Source organism: Enterobacter sp. V89_11, assembly GCF_029967775.1.
In the GTDB taxonomy this organism is placed as follows: domain Bacteria; phylum Pseudomonadota; class Gammaproteobacteria; order Enterobacterales; family Enterobacteriaceae; genus Enterobacter; species Enterobacter ludwigii.
This window is the reverse complement of sequence record NZ_JASCAN010000021.1, coordinates 16,367-36,433: the sequence shown is the minus strand read 5'-3', so window position 1 is coordinate 36,433 and position 20,067 is coordinate 16,367. Positions and strand designations below refer to the sequence as shown.

Genomic DNA, 20,067 nt, shown 5'->3' with positions numbered 1-20,067 from the left:
CCCCATAGCACAACCGCCCTGACGGGCGGCTGGTTTTACTCTTCAGTGGTCTTTTCCGACGTATCGTCTTCGTCATCCGACCGACGCCCTTTTCCCACGTAGAAACGCGAGAAGAATACGCCGACTTCAAACAGACAATACATCGGTATTGCCAGCAGTGTTTGTGAGAAGACGTCAGGTGGTGTGAGCAGCATACCAACCACAAACGCGCCAACCAGGATATACGGGCGCTTCTTACGCAGGTCATCAGGGGTAGTCACCCCTACCCAGCAAAGCAGCACAATGGCTACCGGCACTTCGAATGCCACGCCGAACGCCATAAACAGCGCCATCACAAAGCTGAGGTAGCTGGCGATATCCGTCGACACCTGAACCCCTTCCGGCGCGGTATGCGTCAGGAAGCCAAAGGCCAGCGGGAAGACAACAAAGTAGGCGAACGCCATGCCGATATAGAACAGCAGCGAGCTGGATACCAGCAGCGGGATCACCAGCTTGCGTTCATGCTTGTACAGCGCTGGCGCCACAAACGCCCACACCTGATAAAGAATGACCGGCGCAGAGGCAATCAACGATACCCAGAAGGTGAGCTTAATAGGGGTAAAGAACGGTGATGCAACGTCGGTTGCGATCATCGTTGCCCCCAGCGGCATCTGCTTGATCAGCGGCGCAGAGACAACCTGGTAGATATCGTTGGCGAAATAGACCAGGCATAAGAAAATGAGGAAAACCGCGATAATGCAGTTTAACAGGCGCTTACGCAGCTCTATGAGGTGCGTAATCAGCGGTTGGGTATCATCTACTGCCATGTTTACGCTTTATCACTCGACGAGGGGGATGATTCGGAAACAGGCGCGGCAGGCTTAACGTCAGCCGCTTTTACTACCGGTTCTTCCGGCTGCGCCTGTTTTTTCGGTTCAGATTCCTGCGGCGTTTGTTCAGGCGCGGTAGCCTGATGCTCCGCGCTGGCAGGCGTAACGCCCTCGCGCTGCGCTTCGCTGTCCTTCACCACCGGGTTGTGGATGGTGTTGGCTTCATCGCTCGCCTTTTCAGGATCGTTGACGCTGTAGGAGCGCTTCATGGATTCTGCCGCTTCACGCAGTTCATCCATTGAGGCTTTCAGTTCAGGCGTCAGGTTATCCATGCTCGCCTTTTCCACCTTTTTCAGGCTTTCCTGAAACTCCTGCAGCTTAAGTTCCTGCGCCAGCTCATTTTGTACGGTCGAAGCCAGCGATCTCAGCGCGCGTACCCAGCCCACAACGGTTTTCACCGCCACCGGCAGACGCTGGGGTCCTAACACTATCAGGCCAATCACAAAGACCAGCAGCAGCTCACTAAAACCAATGTCGAACACGAATTACACCTGCTCTTTATCGTGGCGTTTAGCGTCTTCTTTTTTCGCCTCTTCCTGCTTGTCGGAGATGGATTTAGCAGTAAAGTCAGCATCCTGGCTGGTTTTATCCTGCTTGCTCTCATCATCGCTCATCGCTTTCTTGAAGCCTTTGATAGACGCGCCCAGATCGGAGCCGATAGAACCGAGCTTTTTCGTGCCAAACAGCAGCACGACGATGACGGCAATGATCAACAATTGCCAGATACTGATACCACCCATACATGTACCTCAGGGATAGATGATTAATGAGTCAGGTCGCATTATACGTAGGCGACCCGTCGATAGCGACGCAAAATCAGCGCGTTTTTCTCCAGCCGGCGAGCCAGACCACAACACCGCCAGCCATCAGCCAGGCGGGCATCATCTGCCAGTCAGGGCGAGTAATCAGCAACAGCGTACCACTCAGCAGCAGCGTTGCTCCAATGCCAAAGAGATAGCGCGACTGCCCCTGTCGAACACGGCTGGACTGAAGCTCGCGGGCGATTTTATCCATGCTGTGCTGAAGGTTCTTGCTCTGACGCAAACTGTCGTAAATCAGTTCAGGAATATCAGGCATTTTTTCTATCCAGAACGGGCCTTTCTCTTTAATAGAGCGCACCAGCGCCGGAATGCCCACCTGATCCTTAATCCAGGATTCAAGGAAAGGTTTCGCAGTCTTCCATAAGTCTAACTGAGGATAGAGCTGTCGACCTACACCTTCAACGTAAAGTAATGTTTTCTGAAGTAAAACTAACTGTGGCTGCACTTCCATGTTGAAGCGGCGTGCCGTGTTAAACAGGTTCAGCAATACGTGTCCGAAGGAAATTTCTGCCAGCGGCTTTTCAAAAATCGGCTCGCAGACGGTACGGATAGCAAACTCAAACTCTTCGACGTTGGTGTCCGGCGGAACCCAGCCAGAATCAACGTGCAGCTCGGCCACCTTGCGGTAATCACGGTTAAAGAAGGCAATAAAGTTCTCAGCGAGATAGCGCTTATCTTCTTTGTTCAGCGAGCCCACAATACCGCAGTCAATACCGATATATTTCGGGTCTTCCGGGTGCTCATAACTGACGAAGATATTCCCCGGGTGCATGTCCGCGTGGAAAAAGCTGTCGCGGAATACCTGGGTAAAGAAGACCTGTACACCACGCTCGGCCAGCAGCTTCATGTTGGTTCCCTGCTTTTCAAGGGCTGCCACATCCGAGACCGGAATACCGTAAATCCGCTCCATTACCATCATGTTCTGGCTGCAGTAGTCCGAATACACTTCCGGCACATAGAGCATCGGGCTGTTTTCAAAGTTCCGGCGCAGCTGGATGGCATTTGCCGATTCACGCAGCAGGTTTAATTCATCAATCAGCGTTTTTTCATACTCCCGCACAACTTCCATTGGGCGCAGACGGCGTCCGTCGGGGAGCAGGCGCGGAACCCAGCGTGCAAGCCGATAGATAAGCTTCATGTCCGCTCGGATTACCGGCAGGATGTCCGGGCGGATCACTTTGATAACCACCTCTTTGCCGTTCTCTTTCAGACGTGCTGTATGCACCTGGGCGATAGAGGCTGAAGCAAGAGGTTCTATTTCGAAATCGTCAAACCAGGTCTCGACAGGAATATTGCCCATCGCCTCTTCGATCTGTTTTTTCGCTCTCACACCGTCAAACGGTGCAACGCGGTCCTGCAGCAGTGCCAGTTCATCGGCAATCTGCGGCGGGAAAAGATCGCGGCGAGTCGAGAGCATTTGCCCGAACTTAATCCATACCGGGCCCAGCTCCTGGAGCGCCAGGCGAAGACGTTCACCCAGCGGCTGATCTTTATGACGATTAGGCATCCAGAACAACATCCGCCGCCAGATGCGAAGCAGCAGCGTGATACGCATTTTGGGGATAAGCTCGTCGAGCCCGTAACTCAAAAAGGTGTGGACGATAAAATAGAGGCGCCGAATTTCACCAGGCGTCATTTGCCCTCCAGTTTTTCCAGCCGTTTGGTTAAGGCATCCACCGCGCGTTCAACCGCCGCGGTCTCTTCCGCAAACCATGCAACTTCAAGCGCGCCAGGGGCCATACGCCACTCTTCAGTCAGTACTTCCGCCGCATAGCGTTGCTGCCGTTGCAGACTCTTGCGAAGGAAAGCCGTACCGCCATGAATGGCTTTACCGATCCCTTCGGCAGCAATGTCGCCAATGAAAGGCGCAAGCAGCTCTGCCGGGTCAAACTCGGCCAGATCGCTGAGCGCAACGAAATTCTGTACGACCTGAATGTCGCCTTCCACTTCCAGCTCACCGCTGCGGATAAGCGCCGTAAGCTGCTGACGGTCACGTAATTTTGGCAGCACGCTCATGTGCGTAATCACGGAGCAGTCGGCTTCACCTTCCCACTCACCCAGAACGTCAAGCTGGCGTTCACTGAAAACCAGCACAAGCGGCGTCGAGAACTCTTTCAGAACAACACGCAGCACCTTGCCGTTAAGCCGCTGACGTGCGGCTTTTAGCGCCGGTGCGCGGTAAAGAAAGGCATTCAGGACATTCTCGATGCCTGCGGTGACTAAGGGTTTAAAGGGCACGGGAAACCTCCACTCAGAACTTATAACCGCGATGCAGCGCGACGACACCTGCCGTCATGTTGAAATACTCAACGTTCTCGAATTCCGCATCCTGCATCATGGCCTTTAAAGTGTCCTGATCCGGGTGCATACGGATAGATTCCGCCAGGTACCGATAGCTTTCCGCGTCGTTTGCCACCAGCTCACCAATGCGCGGCAGTACATGGAATGAGTATGCGTCGTAAGCTTTGCTTAACGGCTCAAGAATCGGTTTGGAGAATTCGAGCACCAGCAGGCGTCCACCCGGCTTTAACACGCGGTACATGGAGCGCAGCGCTTTTTCTTTATCGGTGACGTTACGCAGGCCGAAGGAGATAGTGATGCAGTCAAAGGTATTATCCGGGAAAGGCAGCGCTTCGGCGTTCGCCTGCACATACTCGACATTACCTACCACGCCGATGTTACGCAGCTTCTCACGTCCCATTTTGAGCATTGAGTCGTTAATATCTGCCAGAACAACGCGACCGGTTTCGCCCACCAGACGGGAGAATTTTGCTGTCAAATCGCCTGTACCGCCGGCTAAATCCAGTACCGTTTGTCCACGACGCACACCGCTACAGTCGATGGTGAAGCGCTTCCACAAGCGATGAATGCCGAACGACATCAAGTCATTCATCACATCGTACTTCGCCGCCACGGAATGAAATACGTGGGCCACCATATCAGCTTTCTGCGCTTTGGCGACAGTCTGAAAGCCAAAGTGCGTCGTGTCTTGTGAATCGTCAACCATCTCAGAGCCTGCTTATCAGTAAAATGTTCGTGAAGTGTAACAGATTGGGCGCGTTTGCCCTACGTTTCAACCTTCGCGAAAGAAACGTGCCGGACGCTCGTCTGACGTTAAATCTGTCGCTAACGTATTGTCTTCACTGTTTGTCTTTTGTTCGCCAGCGCCTTCGCGCATGCGAAACTCTTCATCCTGGGCGGTGGCCTGCTCAACTAATTCCGGATTAATCTCGCGCTTCACCTCCACACCCAGGGAACGAAACGCTTCGGCCTGCGCCAGTAAGTTGCCACGCCCGGAAGAGAGTTTTTTCATCGCCTGGCGATAGTTATCCTGGGCGCGGTCAAGGCTTTGCCCGACCGAGGACATATCATCCACAAAAAGGCGCATTTTGTCGTAAAGCTTGCTGGCGCGATCGGCAATCTGCTGCGCATTACGGCTCTGATGTTCATAGCGCCACAGGTTGGCAATGGTGCGCAATGCCACCAGCAGCGTGGTGGGGCTCACCAGCATAATGTTATTTTTTAGGGCTTCGGTAATCAGTTCAGGCTGTCTGTCGAGCGCCAGCAAGAACGCGGGTTCAACCGGAATAAACATCAGGACGTAATCCAGCGAGCGCAGGCCGGGTAACTGCTGGTAGTCTTTTCTGCCCAGCAGACGAATGTGGTTACGCACGGAGGCGATGTGCTCCTGCAGCGCCGACTCGCGGGTGTAGTCATCTTCCGCATTGAAATAGCGCTCATAAGCCACCAGCGTCATTTTGGCGTCTATCACCACATCTTTGCCCTGCGGGAGCCGCACAATCACATCAGGCTGCATACGCGAGCGGGCATCGTTCTCGATACTCACCTGCGTTTCGTATTCATACCCTTCCCGCAGGCCAGAGGCCTCCAGCACGCGGGTCAGCACCACTTCCCCCCAGTTGCCCTGGGTTTTGTTATCGCCCTTCAGCGCACGGGTCAGGTTGACCGCTTCCTGCGCCATTTGCGCATTCAGCTGCTGAAGATTACGAATTTCATGCGCCAGCGTGTGCCGCTCGCGAGCCTCCTGCCCAAAGCTGTCCTGTACCTGACGACGAAAGCCGTCCAGCTGTTCACGCAGGGGCGTTAGCAGGCTATTCAGGCTTTGGCGGTTTTGTTCGTCTACGCGGCGGTTGCTGTGTTCAAAAATGCGGTTCGCGAGGTTCTCGAACTGCTCGCTGAGGCGTTGCTCGCTGTTCATCATCTGGCGGATTTTATCTTCCGCATGCAGCTGGGTGGATTCGAGGCGGGTAGTCACTTCGCGGAGATCGGCCTCCAGCGAGGTGTTGATATCGCGAAGATTGCGCAGCTCGTTGTTGAGCAGTTCGCATTCGTCACGCCAGTGTTCGCTCAGCGCAACCTGCTGTTTTGCCGCGCTTAAATCGGCGACTATCTCTTCTCGCTCGGCCAGCTGATCGGCCTTTTGTTGCGCGTGCTGGTAGCTGGAAATCAGCCAGCCTGCCCCCACGCCCACCAGCGCAATCACTGCATAAATCAGGATTGAGATATCCACAATGCCCCCTGCATCAACGTATTACCTGCACAAAATAGAATTGTGCTGTATAAACGTCCAGTTTGAAAGGGTTTTCCTGCGAGGCGCTACGCAAAAAAAAAGGCCGAACGGGTCGGCCTTTTTTCGTATAAGAAGGGATTAGATCAGGCGACGCGCTGCTTCAACCACGATTTTCACCGCATGACTTTCGGTCTGCTTCATGGTTTCCGCGTTCGGGATCTCCTGCTGGGTACGGTTGACGATAACGCCCGCCACCATACCGGCACGCAGACCCTGGCTTGCACACATGGTCAGCAAGGTTGCAGATTCCATTTCGTAGTTCATTACGCCCATAGACTGCCACTCTTCCATAGAACCTTTGAAACGGCTTACCACGCGGCCGGAGAAGGTGTCATAACGCTCCTGGCCTGGGTAGAAGGTATCAGAAGAGGCGGTCACGCCTACGTGGGTGGTTGCGCCAACGGATTTCGCGGCTTCAACCAGTGCGGTGGTGCATTCGAAATCCGCCACCGCCGGGAATTCCATAGGGGCAAAGTGCAGACTCGCGCCGTCCAGACGCACGGAAGCGGTTGTCACCAGCACGTCGCCAACGTTGATATGCGGCTGAATGGCACCGGTAGTCCCGATACGCAGGAAAGTACGAATGCCCAGCTGCGCCAGCTCTTCAACAGCAATTGAGGTGGACGGGCCACCGATACCGGTAGAACAGACGATCACCGCTTTGCCATCCAGCTCAGCGCGCCAGGTGGTGAATTCACGATGGGCAGCAAGCTTAACCGGCTTATCCATCAGCGCGGCGATCTTTTCCACACGCTCAGGATCGCCCGGGACGATAGCCAGCGTAGCCCCTTGTAAATCGTTTTTAGTGAGGCCGAGATGAAAAACATCAGACTTAGACATAGGTGACTCCTCTGTGGGTCGGTTAGTCAGAAGAAGTAAAAAGGTACTTTACAGAAGCAGTAAGCAGAATTACGTGACACATCTCACCATGAATGAAAATGATTGCAGTAAATTTCCATGAAATAGTGATTCACATCACATTAACAAGTTATATCGTCAGGTGCTGCACAAAAGATAGACCGTTTCAGGCACTGTGAATTGTTAACCTGGTGACTATATTTACCTTTGCGCTAACTCATTGGTACGGAGAATGCCATGACTGAAAAAACCGGTTTTGCACCTGCAGCGGCCCCTCATGCATCAACCATCGTCTCAACACCTGAAGAGGCCATTACGGCAGGTGAGACCTCCATCCCCTCGCAGGGGGAGAATATGCCTGCTTACCACGCGCGGCCAAAATCGGCCGACGGCCCGCTGCCCATCGTGATTGTGGTTCAGGAAATTTTCGGCGTTCACGAACATATTCGCGACCTTTGCCGCCGTCTGGCGCTGGAAGGTTATCTGGCCGTTGCGCCAGAGCTCTATTTCCGTCAGGGCGATCCGAACGACTACAGCGATATACCGACGCTGTTCAGCAACCTGGTCAGCAAAGTGCCGGATGCACAGGTACTGGCCGATCTGGACCACGTGGCCAGTTGGGCTGCGCGCAATGGCGGCGACGCACATCGTCTGATGGTGACGGGTTTCTGCTGGGGAGGACGTATCAGCTGGCTGTATGCCGCACATAATCCGCAGCTTAAAGCCGCCGTTGCCTGGTACGGCAAACTGGTGGGGGAGAAAACGCTGAACTCGCCGAAGCATCCCGTTGATATCGCCACCGAGTTAAATGCCCCAGTCTTAGGGCTTTATGGCGGCCAGGACACAGGGATCCCGCTTGATACGGTAGAGACCATGCGCCATGCGCTCCGCGCAGCCAATGCAAAAGCTGAAATCATCGTTTACCCGGATGCCGGCCACGCCTTTAATGCCGACTATCGTCCGAGCTATCACGCGGAATCGGCTAAAGATGGCTGGCAGCGGATGCTGGCATGGTTCAGCCAGTACGGCGGGAAAAAAGCGTAAAACAAAAGCCCGGTCGCGGCTACGCCTTGCCGGGCTTCGGATTTATCAGGCCTGACGCAAATTCTGCGCCGCCCTGACCATGTTCGCGAGTGCCGCGCGGGTCTCCGGCCAGCCGCGGGTTTTCAGTCCGCAGTCCGGGTTGACCCACAGGCGCTCAGCCGGGATCCGCTGGGCGGCTTTTTTCAGCAGGCTCTCAATCCACTCCACGCTCGGTACGTTCGGGGAGTGGATGTCGTAGACACCCGGCCCAATTTCGTTTGGATACTCGAACGCTTCGAAGGACTCCAGCAGTTCCATGTCTGAACGCGACGTTTCGATGGTGATCACGTCGGCATCCAGCGCGGCAATCGAATCCATAATGTCGTTAAATTCGCAGTAACACATGTGGGTGTGGATCTGTGTGTCGTCTTTCGCGACCGCGGCGTTGAGGCGGAAAGCCTCCACACCCCACTTCAGATAAGCATCCCAGTCACTGCGACGCAGCGGCAAACCTTCGCGTAGCGCCGGTTCATCAATCTGGATGATGCCGATACCCGCCGCTTCCAGATCGGCCACTTCATCACGCAGCGCCAGCGCAATCTGTTTGGCGATGGTTTCACGGGTCACATCTTCACGCGGGAAGGACCAGCAGAGGATCGTCACCGGGCCGGTCAGCATCCCTTTCACCGGTTTGTCGGTCAGGGACTGGGCGAATTTTGCCCACTCTACGGTGATCGCTTGCGGGCGGCTGACGTCACCAATCACCACCGGTGGCTTCACACAGCGGGAGCCATAACTCTGCACCCAACCGTTCTGCGTAAAGACGAAACCGTCCAGATGTTCGCCGAAGTATTCCACCATGTCGTTACGCTCGGCTTCACCGTGTACCAGCACGTCCAGACCTAAACGTTCCTGCTCAACAATCGCCTGTCTGATGTGCTCAGCGATGCCGGTGCGGTAGTGATTCGCATCGAGGTTGCCTTTTTTGAAATCCAGACGCAGGCCGCGGATCTCCGTCGTCTGCGGGAAGGAGCCGATGGTGGTGGTTGGCCACGCTGGCAGGTTGAAGCGGGCACGCTGGGCTTCGGCACGCACCTCATAGGGGCTCTGACGCTGGCTGTCCTGCGCGGTAATGGCCGCCAGACGTTTTTCGACCGCCGGGTTGTGGACGCGTGCCGAATGACGACGCGCCTGAATGGGGGCGCTCCAGTCGGTAATGGCCGTGGTGTCACCGCTATTTAACGCATCACGCAGCAGCGCCAGCTCTTCACATTTTTGCAGCGCAAAGGCAAACCAGCTCTTCACCTCGGGATCCAGGCGGGTTTCCACACTCAGATCGATTGGGCTGTGCAGCAGAGAGCAGGAGGAGGCCACCCACAGCTCACGTTTGCCGACGATATCTTTAATCTGTGCATATTTCTCGGTCAGATCGGCGCGCCAGACGTTACGGCCATTCACCAGTCCGGCCGAAAGCAACCACTCTTCAGGCAGACGTTTGTGCAGTTCGGCCACGTCATCTTTGCCGTGGACCAGGTCAACATGAAGACCCTGAACCGGTAGCGCAGTAATAGTACTCAGGTTCGGCGTCACGCCTTCAAAATAGGTGGTCAGCAATAGCTTCACCTGACCAGTAAGGGCATCGTAAGCGGGTTTAAACGCTTTCAGCCACGCCTGCGGCAGCTCCAGCACCAGCGCAGGCTCATCGATTTGCACCCACTGAATTCCGCGTTTACCCAGTTCAATCAGCACCTGTTTGTAGACCGGCAGAATATCGTTCAGCAGGCTGAGACGGTCAAACTGCTCGCCTTTCACTTTACCCAGCCACAAATACGTTACCGGCCCCAGCAGTACCGGTTTCACCTGGTGGCCCAGCGCCAGCGCTTCATCGACTTCGTCGAGCAACTGGGTCCAGCTCAGTTTGAACTGCTGGCCTTTCACAAATTCCGGCACCATATAGTGATAGTTGGTGTTGAACCACTTGGTCATTTCCGCCGCTGCCGCAGGCTCTCCCGTTGGCGCACGACCACGGCCAATGCGGAACAGGGTGTCGATATCTACCGATCCATCTTTGTTCTGATGACGAGCCGGCACGTTGCCAAGCAGCAGGCTGGTGGTCAGAACATGGTCGTACCAGGCGAAATCGCCCACGGGCAGCAGGTCAATGCCCGCCTGCTTTTGCTGTTCCCAGTGGCGCGCACGCAGTTCGCGGCCCACTGCCAGCAATTCTTCACGGCCAGAGGTACCTGCCCAGTAACTTTCCTGCGCTTTTTTCAGCTCGCGGCGAAGGCCAACGCGAGGGAAACCGAGAGTGTGATTGCGAATTGTCATGGTGTGTCCCCTGTGAATTTTTCGTATTTAGCCATCCAGATGTTTACACATCCATAATTGGCAGTTACTGTATATTCCTCAAGCGCAAAATGTTCATGGCGAAGTGAAGGACTTTCATGATCGAGATTAAACACCTGAAAACGCTACAAGCGTTGCGAAATTGCGGTTCTCTCGCGGCGGCGGCAGCCACGCTGCACCAGACCCAGTCCGCCCTTTCTCACCAGTTCAGCGATCTGGAACAACGCCTCGGCTTTCGTCTTTTTGTGCGTAAGAGCCAGCCGCTACGCTTTACGCCTCAGGGCGAGATCCTGCTGCAGCTGGCTAATCAGGTGCTGCCGCAAATAGCCAGCGCGCTGCAGTCCTGTAACGAGCCGCAGCAAACCAGGCTGCGTATCGCCATTGAGTGTCACAGCTGTATTCAATGGCTGACACCCGCGCTTGAGAACTTCCGCCAGAGGTGGCCGCAGGTGGAGATGGATTTCAAATCCGGCGTGACGTTCGACCCGCAGCCGTCGCTCCAGCAGGGCGAACTGGATCTGGTGATGACCTCAGACATTCTGCCCCGCAGCGGCCTGCACTATTCGCCAATGTTTGATTATGAGGTACGTCTGGTGCTGGCTCCGGATCATCCGCTGGCCAGTAAAACGCGTATCACCCCGGAAGATTTAGCCAGTGAAACGCTGCTGATTTACCCGGTACAGCGCAGTCGGCTGGATATCTGGCGTCACTTCCTGCAGCCGGCCGGCATTAGCCCGCAGCTCAAAAGCGTGGATAACACCCTGCTGTTAATTCAGATGGTTGCCGCCAGAATGGGCATCGCTGCGCTGCCACACTGGGTTGTGGAGAGTTTTGAACGCCAGGGTCTGGTTGTCACTAAAACCCTGGGTGAGGGACTATGGAGCCGGCTGTACGCCGCCGTGCGCGATGGCGAGCAGCGTCAGCCGATTACGGAAGCGTTTATTCGCTCTGCGCGGAACCACGCGTGCGATCATCTTCCGTTTGTGCGGAGCGCGGAGCGACCCAACGGCGATGGACCCACAGCGAAGCCAGAATCACTGCTCCCCCAATAAGGAAGCTCGGCCAGTGAGGCTGCTGCTGCCAGATGGCAAGGTTCACCAGCAGCCCTGCAGGCACATGCACGTTGTTCATGATCCCCAGCGTACCGGCGTCTACCTGCGTAGCGCCGTAGTTCCACATGAAGTACCCCAGCCCCGATGCCACCACGCCCAGCCAGACCAGAACGCCCCACTGCAGGGTTGTCGTCGGGAGCTTTTGCGGGTTGCCGAGCATAAACCATGCCGCCACCGCGACGATAGCTGCCCCCATATAGAACCAGGCGAACGCGTTATGCTGTGGCATCGGACGGGTTTCCATCAGGCGCTTGTACCCGACCATACCGATGGCAAAGCTGAGGTTCGCCAGCTGCACGAACATCAGCCCGGTCCAGAAGTGGTCGCTCACTTTGTCGTAGCGAATAATCGCCGCCCCGATCACCGCCAGCGCCGCGCTCAACAGATATCCCCAGCGCAAACGACGTTTGCTGAGCAGATCGTAAATCAGCGTGATATAGAGCGGCGTAAGCACGGTGAAAAGCAGAAATTCAGAGACAGACAGGTAGACGTAAGCCCGGAAGCTGAACAGGTACATGATGCCGAGCTGCATCGCCCCCACCAGCATGTACAGCAAAATGGTCTTCAGCGATTGCCCGCGTGTACGCAGAAAGGGCAGGAATACCAGCGCCGCCAGCCCCACGCGCATCAGCACCGAGAAGTAGCTGTCGACGTGCCCGGCGAGGTATTCGCCAATCAGGCTAAAAGAGAAGGCCCACAGGATAGTGGTAATAATGAGTAGCGCCACAATGCTTGTCTCTCAGAAAGAAGGACAGGCATTGTAGCGAACTCTTTAGTTGACAACTGAGCGATAAACAATCAAATGAAGATTATTCAAGGAACAGTTTACGCAGGTATTTTGGTACTGCGTTGTCAGCGTTAGACCCAATCACTTCCAGTTCCGGGTGCAGGTCTTTCAGACGCTGGTGTGCATTCTGCATAATGCAGCCTTTGCCCGCCATAGAGAGCATTTCGGCGTCGTTCATACCATCACCGAAGGCGATACAGTCTTTCAGTTCGAAGCCCAGACGTTTCGCCACGGCTTCCAGCGCGTGCCCTTTGGAAACTCCCCCCGCCATAACTTCCAGACAGGTCAGGGTCGAGAAACTCACGTTGACGCGGTCACCCCAACGCGCATTAATCGCCTGTTCCAGCGGCAGCAACGCTTCGTGGCTTTCGCAGGTAAAGAACACCTTGCTGATCCCTTCCGGCTCCAGCAGGCCTGGCTCGTACAGGGAATAGTTAAATACCGCTTCCTTGAAGAAACGCATTTCATCCGGGCGATGGCGATTCATGAACCAGTCGTCATCGCGATAAACGTTAGTGATAATGTCCGGGTTGTTATGCACTACGCCGAACAGATCGGCGGCAATGTCGCGATCCAGGTTATGCGTAAAGATCAGGTTGCCATCGGTATCGTGTACGCGCGCACCGTTGGAGGTGATCATGTACGATTTGATCTCAAGATTATCGCGGATCTGCCCCACGTCCACGTGGTGGCGGCCGGTGGCAAACACGAAGTTCACTCCGCGGGCGGTCAGAAGCTTTAAGGTCTCTTTCGCGTAAGGCGACAGGGTATGGTCGGGCGAAAGCAGCGTGCCATCTAAATCAGATGCAACAACCTGGTACATAGGGATTTCAACCTCTGGTGGTAAAACAACAATCAATTATGCCTGTCGAAAAATTCAACAATGGCGTTTAGCGCGACTGAGCGCATAGCGTCCTTTTCAAAAAGGATCTCATGGTACGCGCCGTTGATGACCAGCGGTTTACCCCCTTCGCAAGGGTGACCGGCGGCAGCGCGGAGTTCACAAAAGCGGTCATGCATGCGGTTATCCACCACACGTTCTTCTTCAGCCTGAATCAGAAGTGTCGGCGTATCATCTTTACCAACACCAGCAAGCACCTGTTCACCGGCAAGGATCCCTTCCCGCACCCAGTGATATGTCGGGCCACCGACGCGCAGGCGCGGTTCATCGGCATAAAAACGCAGGTTACGGCGATAACGCTGCCGGCTATGGGTCAATACGTTGAGGGCAAACGGCAGCGCGCGCCAGCGCCCTGTCCCGATGGCATACCCTTCACGAATGCGCTGATGGCCCTCAGCCCAGTCGAGAATATGGCGCACCATCCAGTCCGGAAAACGCATGACGATGCCATACATCGGCGCGGTGAGCGCAATGGCATCACACTGGTGGTCATAGCGCTGTAAAAACAGCGTCGAAATCGCCCCACCCATGGAGTGCGCCAGAATATAGCGCTTACGCCACGGGCCCGGCTGAACTTCCTGCTGCCAGAAGGCGGCAAGATCGTCGACGTAATCGCTGAAGTTATCCACATGACCGCGATGCGTGTCCGACAATAAGCGGCCAGAAAGCCCCTGCCCGCGATGGTCGATAATCAACACATCGAAGCCCAGATGGAACAGGTCATAGGCCAGTTCAGCGTATTTGATGTAGCTCTCGATACGTCCCGGACAGACCACGATCACCCGATCGTTTTTCTCATCATGGAAACGCACAAAGCGTACCGGAACATCGCCAACACCCGTAAACTCATCTTCCTCACGCTGACGCCAGAAATCGGTCAGCGGCCCCATAGAGAAAGCAGCAAATGCGTTTTCTCGTGTTTCCCAGTCCTTTTTCTGCTGAAACATCGGGTTTCCACCCCCGTAAGCCAAGGAATATCGTTTTTTCGTCACCGGTCACAAAATGACGTAACAATAGCGTATTGTGGCATAAAAACAGACAATTCGGGAGTTTCAAATGACCTTCGAGTGGTGGTTCGCTTATCTGCTGACATCCATCATCCTTAGCCTTTCCCCAGGTTCAGGCGCCATTAACACCATGACCACCTCCATCAACCACGGCTATCGCGGTGCCGCGGCGTCCATTGCCGGTTTGCAGACCGGTCTGGGCATTCATATCGTGCTGGTGGGCATTGGTCTGGGTACGCTGTTCTCCCGCTCGGTACTGGCCTTTGACGTGCTGAAATGGGCCGGTGCCGCGTACCTGATTTGGCTTGGTATTCAGCAGTGGCGTGCAGCAGGCTCAATTGATCTTAATACGCTCGCCCAGACGCAAACACGCGGACGCCTGTTTAAACGCGCGGTGTTTGTGAACCTGACCAACCCGAAAAGTATTGTTTTCCTCGCCGCGCTGTTCCCGCAGTTTATCGTCCCGCATCAGCCACAGGTCATGCAGTACGTGGTGCTGGGTGCGACCACCATTGTTGTCGATATCATCGTGATGATTGGTTACGCGACGCTGGCGCAGCGGATTGCTGTGTGGATTAAAGGGCCTAAGCAGATGAAGGCCCTGAACAAAGTCTTTGGTTCGCTGTTTATGCTGGTAGGCGCGCTGCTTGCGTCAGCGCGTCATGCTTAGCGAGAAATGATGAGATGAATGCCAAAGCCGGCGAACAACGCGCCGGCGAAGCCGTCAATCCACTTCGCAATACGCTGGTAACCGCGGCGCATCGCCGGTAAGGCAAACAGGCTGGCAACTACGGTAAACCACGCAAAAGTTTCCACCACGATCAGCAGGAAGATGCCCCAACGCGCACCCGCACCCACGTTGTCACCCACAAACAGGGAGAACACGGAGCCGAAATAGATAATCGCTTTTGGGTTCGCCAGGTTGGTGAGCAGCCCTTTAATAAAACTCCGGCCGCCCGTTGCCAGCTCAACTTTCGGCTCTTCCGGCTTTTTCTCTTCTTTCTTCAACGCCCCGCGCAGCATCTGGTAGCCCATCCAGCAAAGGTAAAGCCCCCCGCCAACCATGATGATGTTGTGCAACCAGGCCATCTTCGCCAGAATCAGGTTCAGACCAAGCAGCGCCACGGCCGCCCAGACCATAACGCCCATGGTGATACCCAGTACCCCCATCATCGCTTCTTTGCGGGAGCGGCTGACGGCGGTTTGGGACACGAAGAAAAAGTCAGGACCCGGGCTCATGAGCGCAACGATGTGCACTAACGCCACGGTAAGAAATAGCATTAACATAATTAACTCGCAGGGAAATAATTAAGTGAGTCACCATCCTGACATTTTTTAGGCTGGCTGACTACTCCTCATCGTCACCGTCGACATGAGCGCGGATAAGCGCCATAAACTCTTTGCCAAAGCGCTCCAGCTTGCGCGTACCAACACCGTTGACGCTGAGCATTTCGCTGGCGCTGAGCGGCGTCTGCTCTGCCATCTCGATAAGCGTCGCATCGTTGAAGACCACGTAGGGCGGAATGTTCTCTTCATCAGCAATGGCTTTACGCAGCTTGCGCAGTTTGGCAAACAGCTTGCGGTCGTAATTGCCGCCGTACGATTTTTGCATCACCCGCGGCTTCAGGGCGACAACGCGCGGAACCGCGAGCTTCAGTTCGATATCCCCGCGCAGCACCGGACGTGCCGCTTCGGTAAGCTGAAGCGCGGAGTGTTGGGCAATGTTTTGCGTGGCAAAGCCCAGGTGAATCAGCTGACGGATGATGCTCACCCAGTGCTCGTGGCTCTGGTCTTTGCCGATACCGTAGACGGGCAGCTTATCGTGTCCCATGTCGCGGATACGCTGGTTATTCGCCCCACGCAACACTTCCACCACGTAGCCCATGCCGAAGCGCTGGTTCACACGATAGATGGTCGAGAGCGCTTTGCGCGCATCCATCAGGCCATCGTATTGCTTTGGTGGGTCAAGACAGATATCGCAGTTGCCGCACGGCTCCTGACGCCCCTCGCCAAAGTAGTTGAGCAGCACCAGACGGCGGCAGGTTTGCGCTTCGGCAAACGCGCCCATCGCGTTGAGCTTGTGGCGTTCGATATCCTGCAGTTGGCCCTGCGGTTTCTCTTCCAGACAACGGCGCAGCCACGCCATGTCGGCCGGATCGTAAAACAGCATGGCTTCTGCAGGCAGTCCATCACGCCCGGCGCGGCCAGTTTCCTGGTAGTACGATTCGATATTGCGCGGAATGTCGAAGTGTACGACGAAGCGCACGTTCGGCTTGTTGATCCCCATTCCGAACGCCACCGTCGCCACCACAATCTGCAGGTCATCGCGCTGGAATTTCTCCTGCACATCGGCGCGAACCGCGTTTTCCAGCCCGGCATGGTAGGCGGCGGCGCTAAAACCACGGTTCTGCAGGCGCGCGGCCGTGTCTTCCACCTTCGCGCGGCTGTTGCAGTAGATGATGCCGGACTTCCCGCGCTGCTCCTGCACGTAGCGCAGAAGCTGATCCAGCGGCTTGAATTTTTCCATCAGCATGTAGCGGATGTTCGGGCGGTCGAAGCTGCTGACCTGAATCAGCGGATCGTTCAGCCCCAGCAGCCGGACGATATCCTGACGCGTGGTGTCATCTGCCGTCGCGGTGAGCGCCATAAACGGCAGTTCGGGAAAACGCTGACGGAGCTGGCCGAGCGCCGCATATTCCGGGCGGAAATCATGTCCCCACTGGGAGATACAGTGGGCTTCATCCACCGCCAGCAGGACCGGATTCCAGTGCGACAGATGATCGAGGAAGTTATCCAGCATCAGACGTTCCGGCGCGATATACAGCAGGCGAACCTGCCCGGTACGGCAACCGGCCATGACCTCTTGCTGCTGCTCGCGGGTCTGGCTGGAGTTAAGACAGGCCGCTGCCACGCCGTTGGCAAGGAGCTGATCGACCTGATCTTTCATCAGGGAAATAAGAGGCGATACCACGACCGTCAGGCCGTTGAGCACCAGCGCGGGCACCTGATAGCAGAGGGATTTACCGCCGCCGGTAGGCATGACCACCAGACAATCGCGGCCTTCCAGCACGGTTTCAATGATGGTTTCCTGGCCAGGGCGGAACTGCTGGTAGCCAAAGGTTTCATGCAAAACCTGTTTAGCCAGCGATTCCTGATTCAATACTTCCGCCTGCGCCACGTTAACCCCATTTGCCAGAAATAAAACAGGCGCTATTTTCAGCGCCTGAGAGAGAAACTTCAACGTTTAACGAAAAAACATTCGAGCTGCCTAGAAAATATCGTTCAGCATCACGCCCACACCTACACGGGTCTGGTTGAAGTTGTAATCGATAAGCGACTCGCCGTAACCGCTGTAAACCTGAGTATAGAGGCGAACGTGCTTGCTCACCGGATAACTGAGGCCCAGTTCCGCGCCACCGTAACCGGTGTTCCAGTTGTACTGGCCTTTGGCGCTCAGCACCGCGTCACCCAACTGATAGCCGATTTTGAGCTGATAGTAACCCATATATTTGGTGATATCCGGGTTGTCGTCGGTATCGCCCACCACAAACCACGGCTTCACTTCCGCCATCCAGTTGCCGTTTTGCGCCATCAGTCGCGTATAGGCACGGTTCCAGCTGCGCGAGGTAGGGTCGGAGCGTCCGTTTGAATCGTGGTTAAAGCCCACCTCGATGTCACGCAGCGTCCAGCCCGCGAATTCATAATCGGTCGCAAAACCGAGGAACAGCTGCGGCTCATAGTTGGTTTCACGGAACGGTGAAGATTCGCCACTGTTGGAAAGCTGCCACCAGGATTTCTGCGTGTAAGAGGCGCCGAGCACCGAATTCGGTCCCAGAATGCCGCGCCAGAACGGGAACGCGAGACTTAACTGGAACTTCACTTCGTCTTTACGCGCATTATCGGACCAGTTATAGGAGCTTATCGCCTCTTTGTTGAGATCGCTGGTCTGCGTGTATATCACGTAGTTGGTGTCATACGGATACAGCGTGAACGGATTATCATGTTCCTGAAGAAGGTTCGCGATAATGCTGCCCTGCACGGCAGGTTGATCGTGAACTTCTTTAATCGTCGCTTCCTGGGCATATGCTGTGAGGGGCAGCGCAACCGCCGCCAGTAACCAGGCCAGATACGTCCGCATCGGTGGTGTTCTCCTGCAAAGAGTTAATTAGTTGAATTGTTATGTGGCGGATATTCTACATACTTCTGCGACAACTGCTGCATCCTCGTTTCTGAAAGTGGAATTCCTTATTGCTGAAGCATAAAATCAACATTTTATTAACAATAAGGATGTGATGCCTCATGTCAGCCATGCTTACCGCCGAAGAAGCGTTAAAACTCGTGGGCGAGATTTTTGTTTACCATATGCCGTTTAACCGTGCACTGGGTCTGGAACTCGAGCGCTACGAAAAAGCGTTTGCCCAGCTCAGCTTCAACAACCAGCCGATGATGGTAGGCAACTGGGCGCAGAGTATTTTGCACGGCGGGGTGATTGCCTCAGCGCTGGATGTGGCGGCGGGCCTGGTTTGTGTGGGCAGTACGCTGACACGCCATGACACCATCAATGAAGACGAGTTGCGCCAGCGTTTGTCGCGTATGGGCACCATCGATTTACGCGTCGATTACCTGCGTCCCGGGCGCGGAAACCGTTTTACCGCCACCAGCAGCCTGCTGCGCGCCGGGAATAAGGTTGCCGTCGCCCGCGTTGAATTGCATAACGAAGAGCAGGTCTATATCGCCAGCGCAACTGCCACTTATATGGTGGGTTGAAACCCTAAAATCGGGTAAAATTAATTCACTTTTTTGTAACGGATTATCCCGATGGATGCTAAACAAACGCGGCAGGGCGTACTACTCGCCCTTGCCGCTTATTTTATTTGGGGTATCGCACCGGCGTACTTCAAGTTTATCGCTTACGTACCCGCTGACGAGATCCTCACACACCGTGTGATTTGGTCGTTTTTCTTTATGATCGCGCTGATGAGCGTTAGCCGTCAGTGGTCTGGCGTCAAAACGCTGCTGAAAACGCCGAAAAAGGTGTTTCTGCTGGCCCTCTCAGCCGTGCTGATAGGCGGCAACTGGCTGCTCTTTATCTGGGCAGTCAATAACCATCACATGCTCGAAGCGAGCCTGGGCTATTTTATTAATCCCCTGGTCAACATTGTTCTGGGCATGATTTTCCTGGGCGAGCGTTTCCGTCGCATGCAGTGGCTGGCGGTCATCCTCGCTTTTTGCGGCGTGCTGGTTCAACTGTGGACCTTCGGTTCGCTGCCCGTGATCGCTCTGGGCCTGGCGTTCAGCTTTGCGTTTTACGGGCTGGTCCGGAAGAAAATAGCCGTTGAAGCGCAGACCGGGATGCTGTTTGAAACCCTGTGGCTATTGCCGGTCGCGGCGATTTACCTGTTTGGTATTGCCGACAGCGCAACCAGCCATATGGGCAGTAACCCGTTGTCGTTGAATTTGATGCTGATGGCGGCCGGTGTGGTAACCACCATTCCTCTGCTGTGCTTCACCGGTGCCGCAACGCGCCTGCGTCTCTCCACGCTGGGCTTCTTTCAGTACATCGGTCCGACGCTGATGTTCCTGCTGGCAGTGGTGTTTTACGGCGAAGTACCGGGCGCAGATAAGATGGTGACGTTTGCCTTTATCTGGGTGGCGCTGGCGATTTTTGTTGCAGACGCCCTTTATACCCAGCGCAGAACGCGCAAAGGATTGTAAGCGGTAATGAGGCGGGCAGGCACAATGCCACCCGCCC

Annotated in this window: 20 protein-coding genes; 5 read left to right on the top strand and 15 right to left on the bottom strand. The window is 55.3% G+C overall.

All coding sequences use genetic code 11. The annotated features are described in order from the left end of the window. Positions 1 to 35 precede the first annotated feature (35 nt). The 8 genes from tatC to udp form a co-directional block, all read right to left on the bottom strand. Positions 36 to 806, bottom strand: coding sequence for a Sec-independent protein translocase subunit TatC (gene tatC / locus QLG09_RS15895; protein ID WP_014172110.1), 771 nt, complete (start codon positions 804 to 806; stop codon positions 36 to 38). Between the two features lie 2 nt (positions 807 to 808). Continuing rightward, entirely contained in the window at positions 809 to 1,351 is a 543-nt protein-coding gene (gene tatB, locus QLG09_RS15890) for a Sec-independent protein translocase protein TatB (RefSeq protein WP_047356059.1), read from the bottom strand. 3 nt (positions 1,352 to 1,354) lie between these two features. After that, positions 1,355 to 1,609, bottom strand: a complete 255-nt coding sequence (gene tatA, locus QLG09_RS15885) for a Sec-independent protein translocase subunit TatA (RefSeq protein ID WP_020882874.1) — start codon at positions 1,607 to 1,609, stop codon at positions 1,355 to 1,357. 76 nt (positions 1,610 to 1,685) lie between these two features. After that, a complete protein-coding gene (gene ubiB, locus QLG09_RS15880; RefSeq protein WP_014172113.1) occupies positions 1,686 to 3,326 on the bottom strand; it encodes a ubiquinone biosynthesis regulatory protein kinase UbiB in 1,641 nt (546 codons plus the stop codon). After that, positions 3,323 to 3,928: a ubiquinone biosynthesis protein UbiJ gene (gene ubiJ, locus QLG09_RS15875; RefSeq protein WP_032680095.1), complete on the bottom strand. Its 606-nt coding sequence runs from the start codon at positions 3,926 to 3,928 to the stop codon at positions 3,323 to 3,325. The genes ubiB and ubiJ overlap by 4 nt, the downstream gene beginning before the upstream one ends. 13 nt (positions 3,929 to 3,941) lie before the next feature. Next, on the bottom strand, positions 3,942 to 4,697 hold the full coding sequence (gene ubiE / locus QLG09_RS15870; RefSeq protein ID WP_014172115.1) for a bifunctional demethylmenaquinone methyltransferase/2-methoxy-6-polyprenyl-1,4-benzoquinol methylase UbiE: 756 nt from the start codon (positions 4,695 to 4,697) through the stop codon (positions 3,942 to 3,944). Positions 4,698 to 4,763: 66 nt separating this feature from the next. Then, positions 4,764 to 6,221 (bottom strand): DNA recombination protein RmuC, encoded by a 1,458-nt coding sequence (gene rmuC / locus QLG09_RS15865; RefSeq protein ID WP_282489060.1) that lies wholly within the window; start codon positions 6,219 to 6,221, stop codon positions 4,764 to 4,766. Positions 6,222 to 6,359: 138 nt separating this feature from the next. After that, positions 6,360 to 7,121, bottom strand: a complete 762-nt coding sequence (gene udp / locus QLG09_RS15860; RefSeq protein WP_003860792.1) for a uridine phosphorylase — start codon at positions 7,119 to 7,121, stop codon at positions 6,360 to 6,362. Positions 7,122 to 7,376: 255 nt separating this feature from the next. Here udp and QLG09_RS15855 point away from each other — a divergent pair, with 255 nt between their 5' ends. After that, the gene (locus tag QLG09_RS15855) at positions 7,377 to 8,183 is read left to right on the top strand and encodes a dienelactone hydrolase family protein (protein ID WP_014172118.1); all 807 of its coding nucleotides are present in this window, start codon (positions 7,377 to 7,379) and stop codon (positions 8,181 to 8,183) included. A 45-nt stretch (positions 8,184 to 8,228) separates the two neighbouring features. Here QLG09_RS15855 and metE read toward each other — a convergent pair whose 3' ends face one another. Further along, positions 8,229 to 10,490 (bottom strand): 5-methyltetrahydropteroyltriglutamate--homocysteine S-methyltransferase, encoded by a 2,262-nt coding sequence (metE, locus tag QLG09_RS15850; RefSeq protein WP_014172119.1) that lies wholly within the window; start codon positions 10,488 to 10,490, stop codon positions 8,229 to 8,231. Positions 10,491 to 10,606: 116 nt separating this feature from the next. Between metE and metR the strand changes: the two genes are divergently transcribed. After that, positions 10,607 to 11,560 (top strand): HTH-type transcriptional regulator MetR, encoded by a 954-nt coding sequence (metR, locus tag QLG09_RS15845; protein ID WP_014172120.1) that lies wholly within the window; start codon positions 10,607 to 10,609, stop codon positions 11,558 to 11,560. On the opposite strand, the gene QLG09_RS15840 is transcribed toward metR, so the two are convergent. The 3 genes from QLG09_RS15840 to pldB form a co-directional block, all read right to left on the bottom strand. After that, entirely contained in the window at positions 11,448 to 12,347 is a 900-nt protein-coding gene (locus tag QLG09_RS15840; protein ID WP_020882877.1) for a carboxylate/amino acid/amine transporter, read from the bottom strand. The genes metR and QLG09_RS15840 overlap by 113 nt on opposite strands. A gap of 82 nt (positions 12,348 to 12,429) precedes the next feature. Continuing rightward, the gene (gene yigL, locus QLG09_RS15835; RefSeq protein WP_020882878.1) at positions 12,430 to 13,230 is read right to left on the bottom strand and encodes a sugar/pyridoxal phosphate phosphatase YigL; all 801 of its coding nucleotides are present in this window, start codon (positions 13,228 to 13,230) and stop codon (positions 12,430 to 12,432) included. A 32-nt stretch (positions 13,231 to 13,262) separates the two neighbouring features. Next, positions 13,263 to 14,255 (bottom strand): lysophospholipase L2, encoded by a 993-nt coding sequence (gene pldB, locus QLG09_RS15830; RefSeq protein WP_020882879.1) that lies wholly within the window; start codon positions 14,253 to 14,255, stop codon positions 13,263 to 13,265. Positions 14,256 to 14,364: 109 nt separating this feature from the next. Here pldB and rhtB point away from each other — a divergent pair, with 109 nt between their 5' ends. Then, entirely contained in the window at positions 14,365 to 14,985 is a 621-nt protein-coding gene (gene rhtB, locus QLG09_RS15825; RefSeq protein ID WP_032679213.1) for a homoserine/homoserine lactone efflux protein, read from the top strand. Here rhtB and rhtC read toward each other — a convergent pair. From rhtC to pldA, 3 genes are all read right to left on the bottom strand, one after another. Further along, positions 14,982 to 15,602 carry a threonine export protein RhtC gene (rhtC, locus tag QLG09_RS15820; RefSeq protein ID WP_014172126.1) on the bottom strand — a complete coding sequence of 207 codons (621 nt, stop codon included), beginning with the start codon at positions 15,600 to 15,602 and terminating at the stop codon, positions 14,982 to 14,984. The two genes, rhtB and rhtC, sit on opposite strands and share 4 nt — an antisense overlap. A gap of 61 nt (positions 15,603 to 15,663) precedes the next feature. Beyond that, entirely contained in the window at positions 15,664 to 17,493 is a 1,830-nt protein-coding gene (gene recQ / locus QLG09_RS15815) for an ATP-dependent DNA helicase RecQ (protein ID WP_025202782.1), read from the bottom strand. Positions 17,494 to 17,583: 90 nt separating this feature from the next. Then, positions 17,584 to 18,453 (bottom strand): phospholipase A, encoded by an 870-nt coding sequence (gene pldA, locus QLG09_RS15810; protein ID WP_020882880.1) that lies wholly within the window; start codon positions 18,451 to 18,453, stop codon positions 17,584 to 17,586. A gap of 161 nt (positions 18,454 to 18,614) precedes the next feature. Between pldA and yigI the strand changes: the two genes are divergently transcribed. Together yigI and rarD are read left to right on the top strand one after the other, a co-directional pair. After that, positions 18,615 to 19,082, top strand: coding sequence for an acyl-CoA thioesterase YigI (yigI, locus tag QLG09_RS15805; RefSeq protein ID WP_014172129.1), 468 nt, complete (start codon positions 18,615 to 18,617; stop codon positions 19,080 to 19,082). Positions 19,083 to 19,133: 51 nt separating this feature from the next. After that, positions 19,134 to 20,030: an EamA family transporter RarD gene (rarD, locus tag QLG09_RS15800; RefSeq protein WP_014172130.1), complete on the top strand. Its 897-nt coding sequence runs from the start codon at positions 19,134 to 19,136 to the stop codon at positions 20,028 to 20,030. The last annotated feature ends 37 nt before the right edge of the window (positions 20,031 to 20,067 follow it).

Excerpts from the sequence above, each read along its gene's own strand:
- tatC (WP_014172110.1), bottom strand. The coding sequence starts at position 806 with ATGGCAGTAGATGATACCCAACCGCTGATTACGCACCTCATAGAGCTG.
- tatA (WP_020882874.1), bottom strand. The coding sequence starts at position 1,609 with ATGGGTGGTATCAGTATCTGGCAATTGTTGATCATTGCCGTCATCGTC.
- ubiB (WP_014172113.1), bottom strand. The coding sequence starts at position 3,326 with ATGACGCCTGGTGAAATTCGGCGCCTCTATTTTATCGTCCACACCTTT.
- ubiE (WP_014172115.1), bottom strand. The coding sequence starts at position 4,697 with ATGGTTGACGATTCACAAGACACGACGCACTTTGGCTTTCAGACTGTC.
- udp (WP_003860792.1), bottom strand. The coding sequence starts at position 7,121 with ATGTCTAAGTCTGATGTTTTTCATCTCGGCCTCACTAAAAACGATTTA.
- QLG09_RS15855 (WP_014172118.1), top strand. The coding sequence starts at position 7,377 with ATGACTGAAAAAACCGGTTTTGCACCTGCAGCGGCCCCTCATGCATCA.
- metE (WP_014172119.1), bottom strand. The coding sequence starts at position 10,490 with ATGACAATTCGCAATCACACTCTCGGTTTCCCTCGCGTTGGCCTTCGC.
- metR (WP_014172120.1), top strand. The coding sequence starts at position 10,607 with ATGATCGAGATTAAACACCTGAAAACGCTACAAGCGTTGCGAAATTGC.
- yigL (WP_020882878.1), bottom strand. The coding sequence starts at position 13,230 with ATGTACCAGGTTGTTGCATCTGATTTAGATGGCACGCTGCTTTCGCCC.
- pldB (WP_020882879.1), bottom strand. The coding sequence starts at position 14,255 with ATGTTTCAGCAGAAAAAGGACTGGGAAACACGAGAAAACGCATTTGCT.
- rhtB (WP_032679213.1), top strand. The coding sequence starts at position 14,365 with ATGACCTTCGAGTGGTGGTTCGCTTATCTGCTGACATCCATCATCCTT.
- rhtC (WP_014172126.1), bottom strand. The coding sequence starts at position 15,602 with ATGTTAATGCTATTTCTTACCGTGGCGTTAGTGCACATCGTTGCGCTC.
- pldA (WP_020882880.1), bottom strand. The coding sequence starts at position 18,453 with ATGCGGACGTATCTGGCCTGGTTACTGGCGGCGGTTGCGCTGCCCCTC.
- yigI (WP_014172129.1), top strand. The coding sequence starts at position 18,615 with ATGTCAGCCATGCTTACCGCCGAAGAAGCGTTAAAACTCGTGGGCGAG.
- rarD (WP_014172130.1), top strand. The coding sequence starts at position 19,134 with ATGGATGCTAAACAAACGCGGCAGGGCGTACTACTCGCCCTTGCCGCT.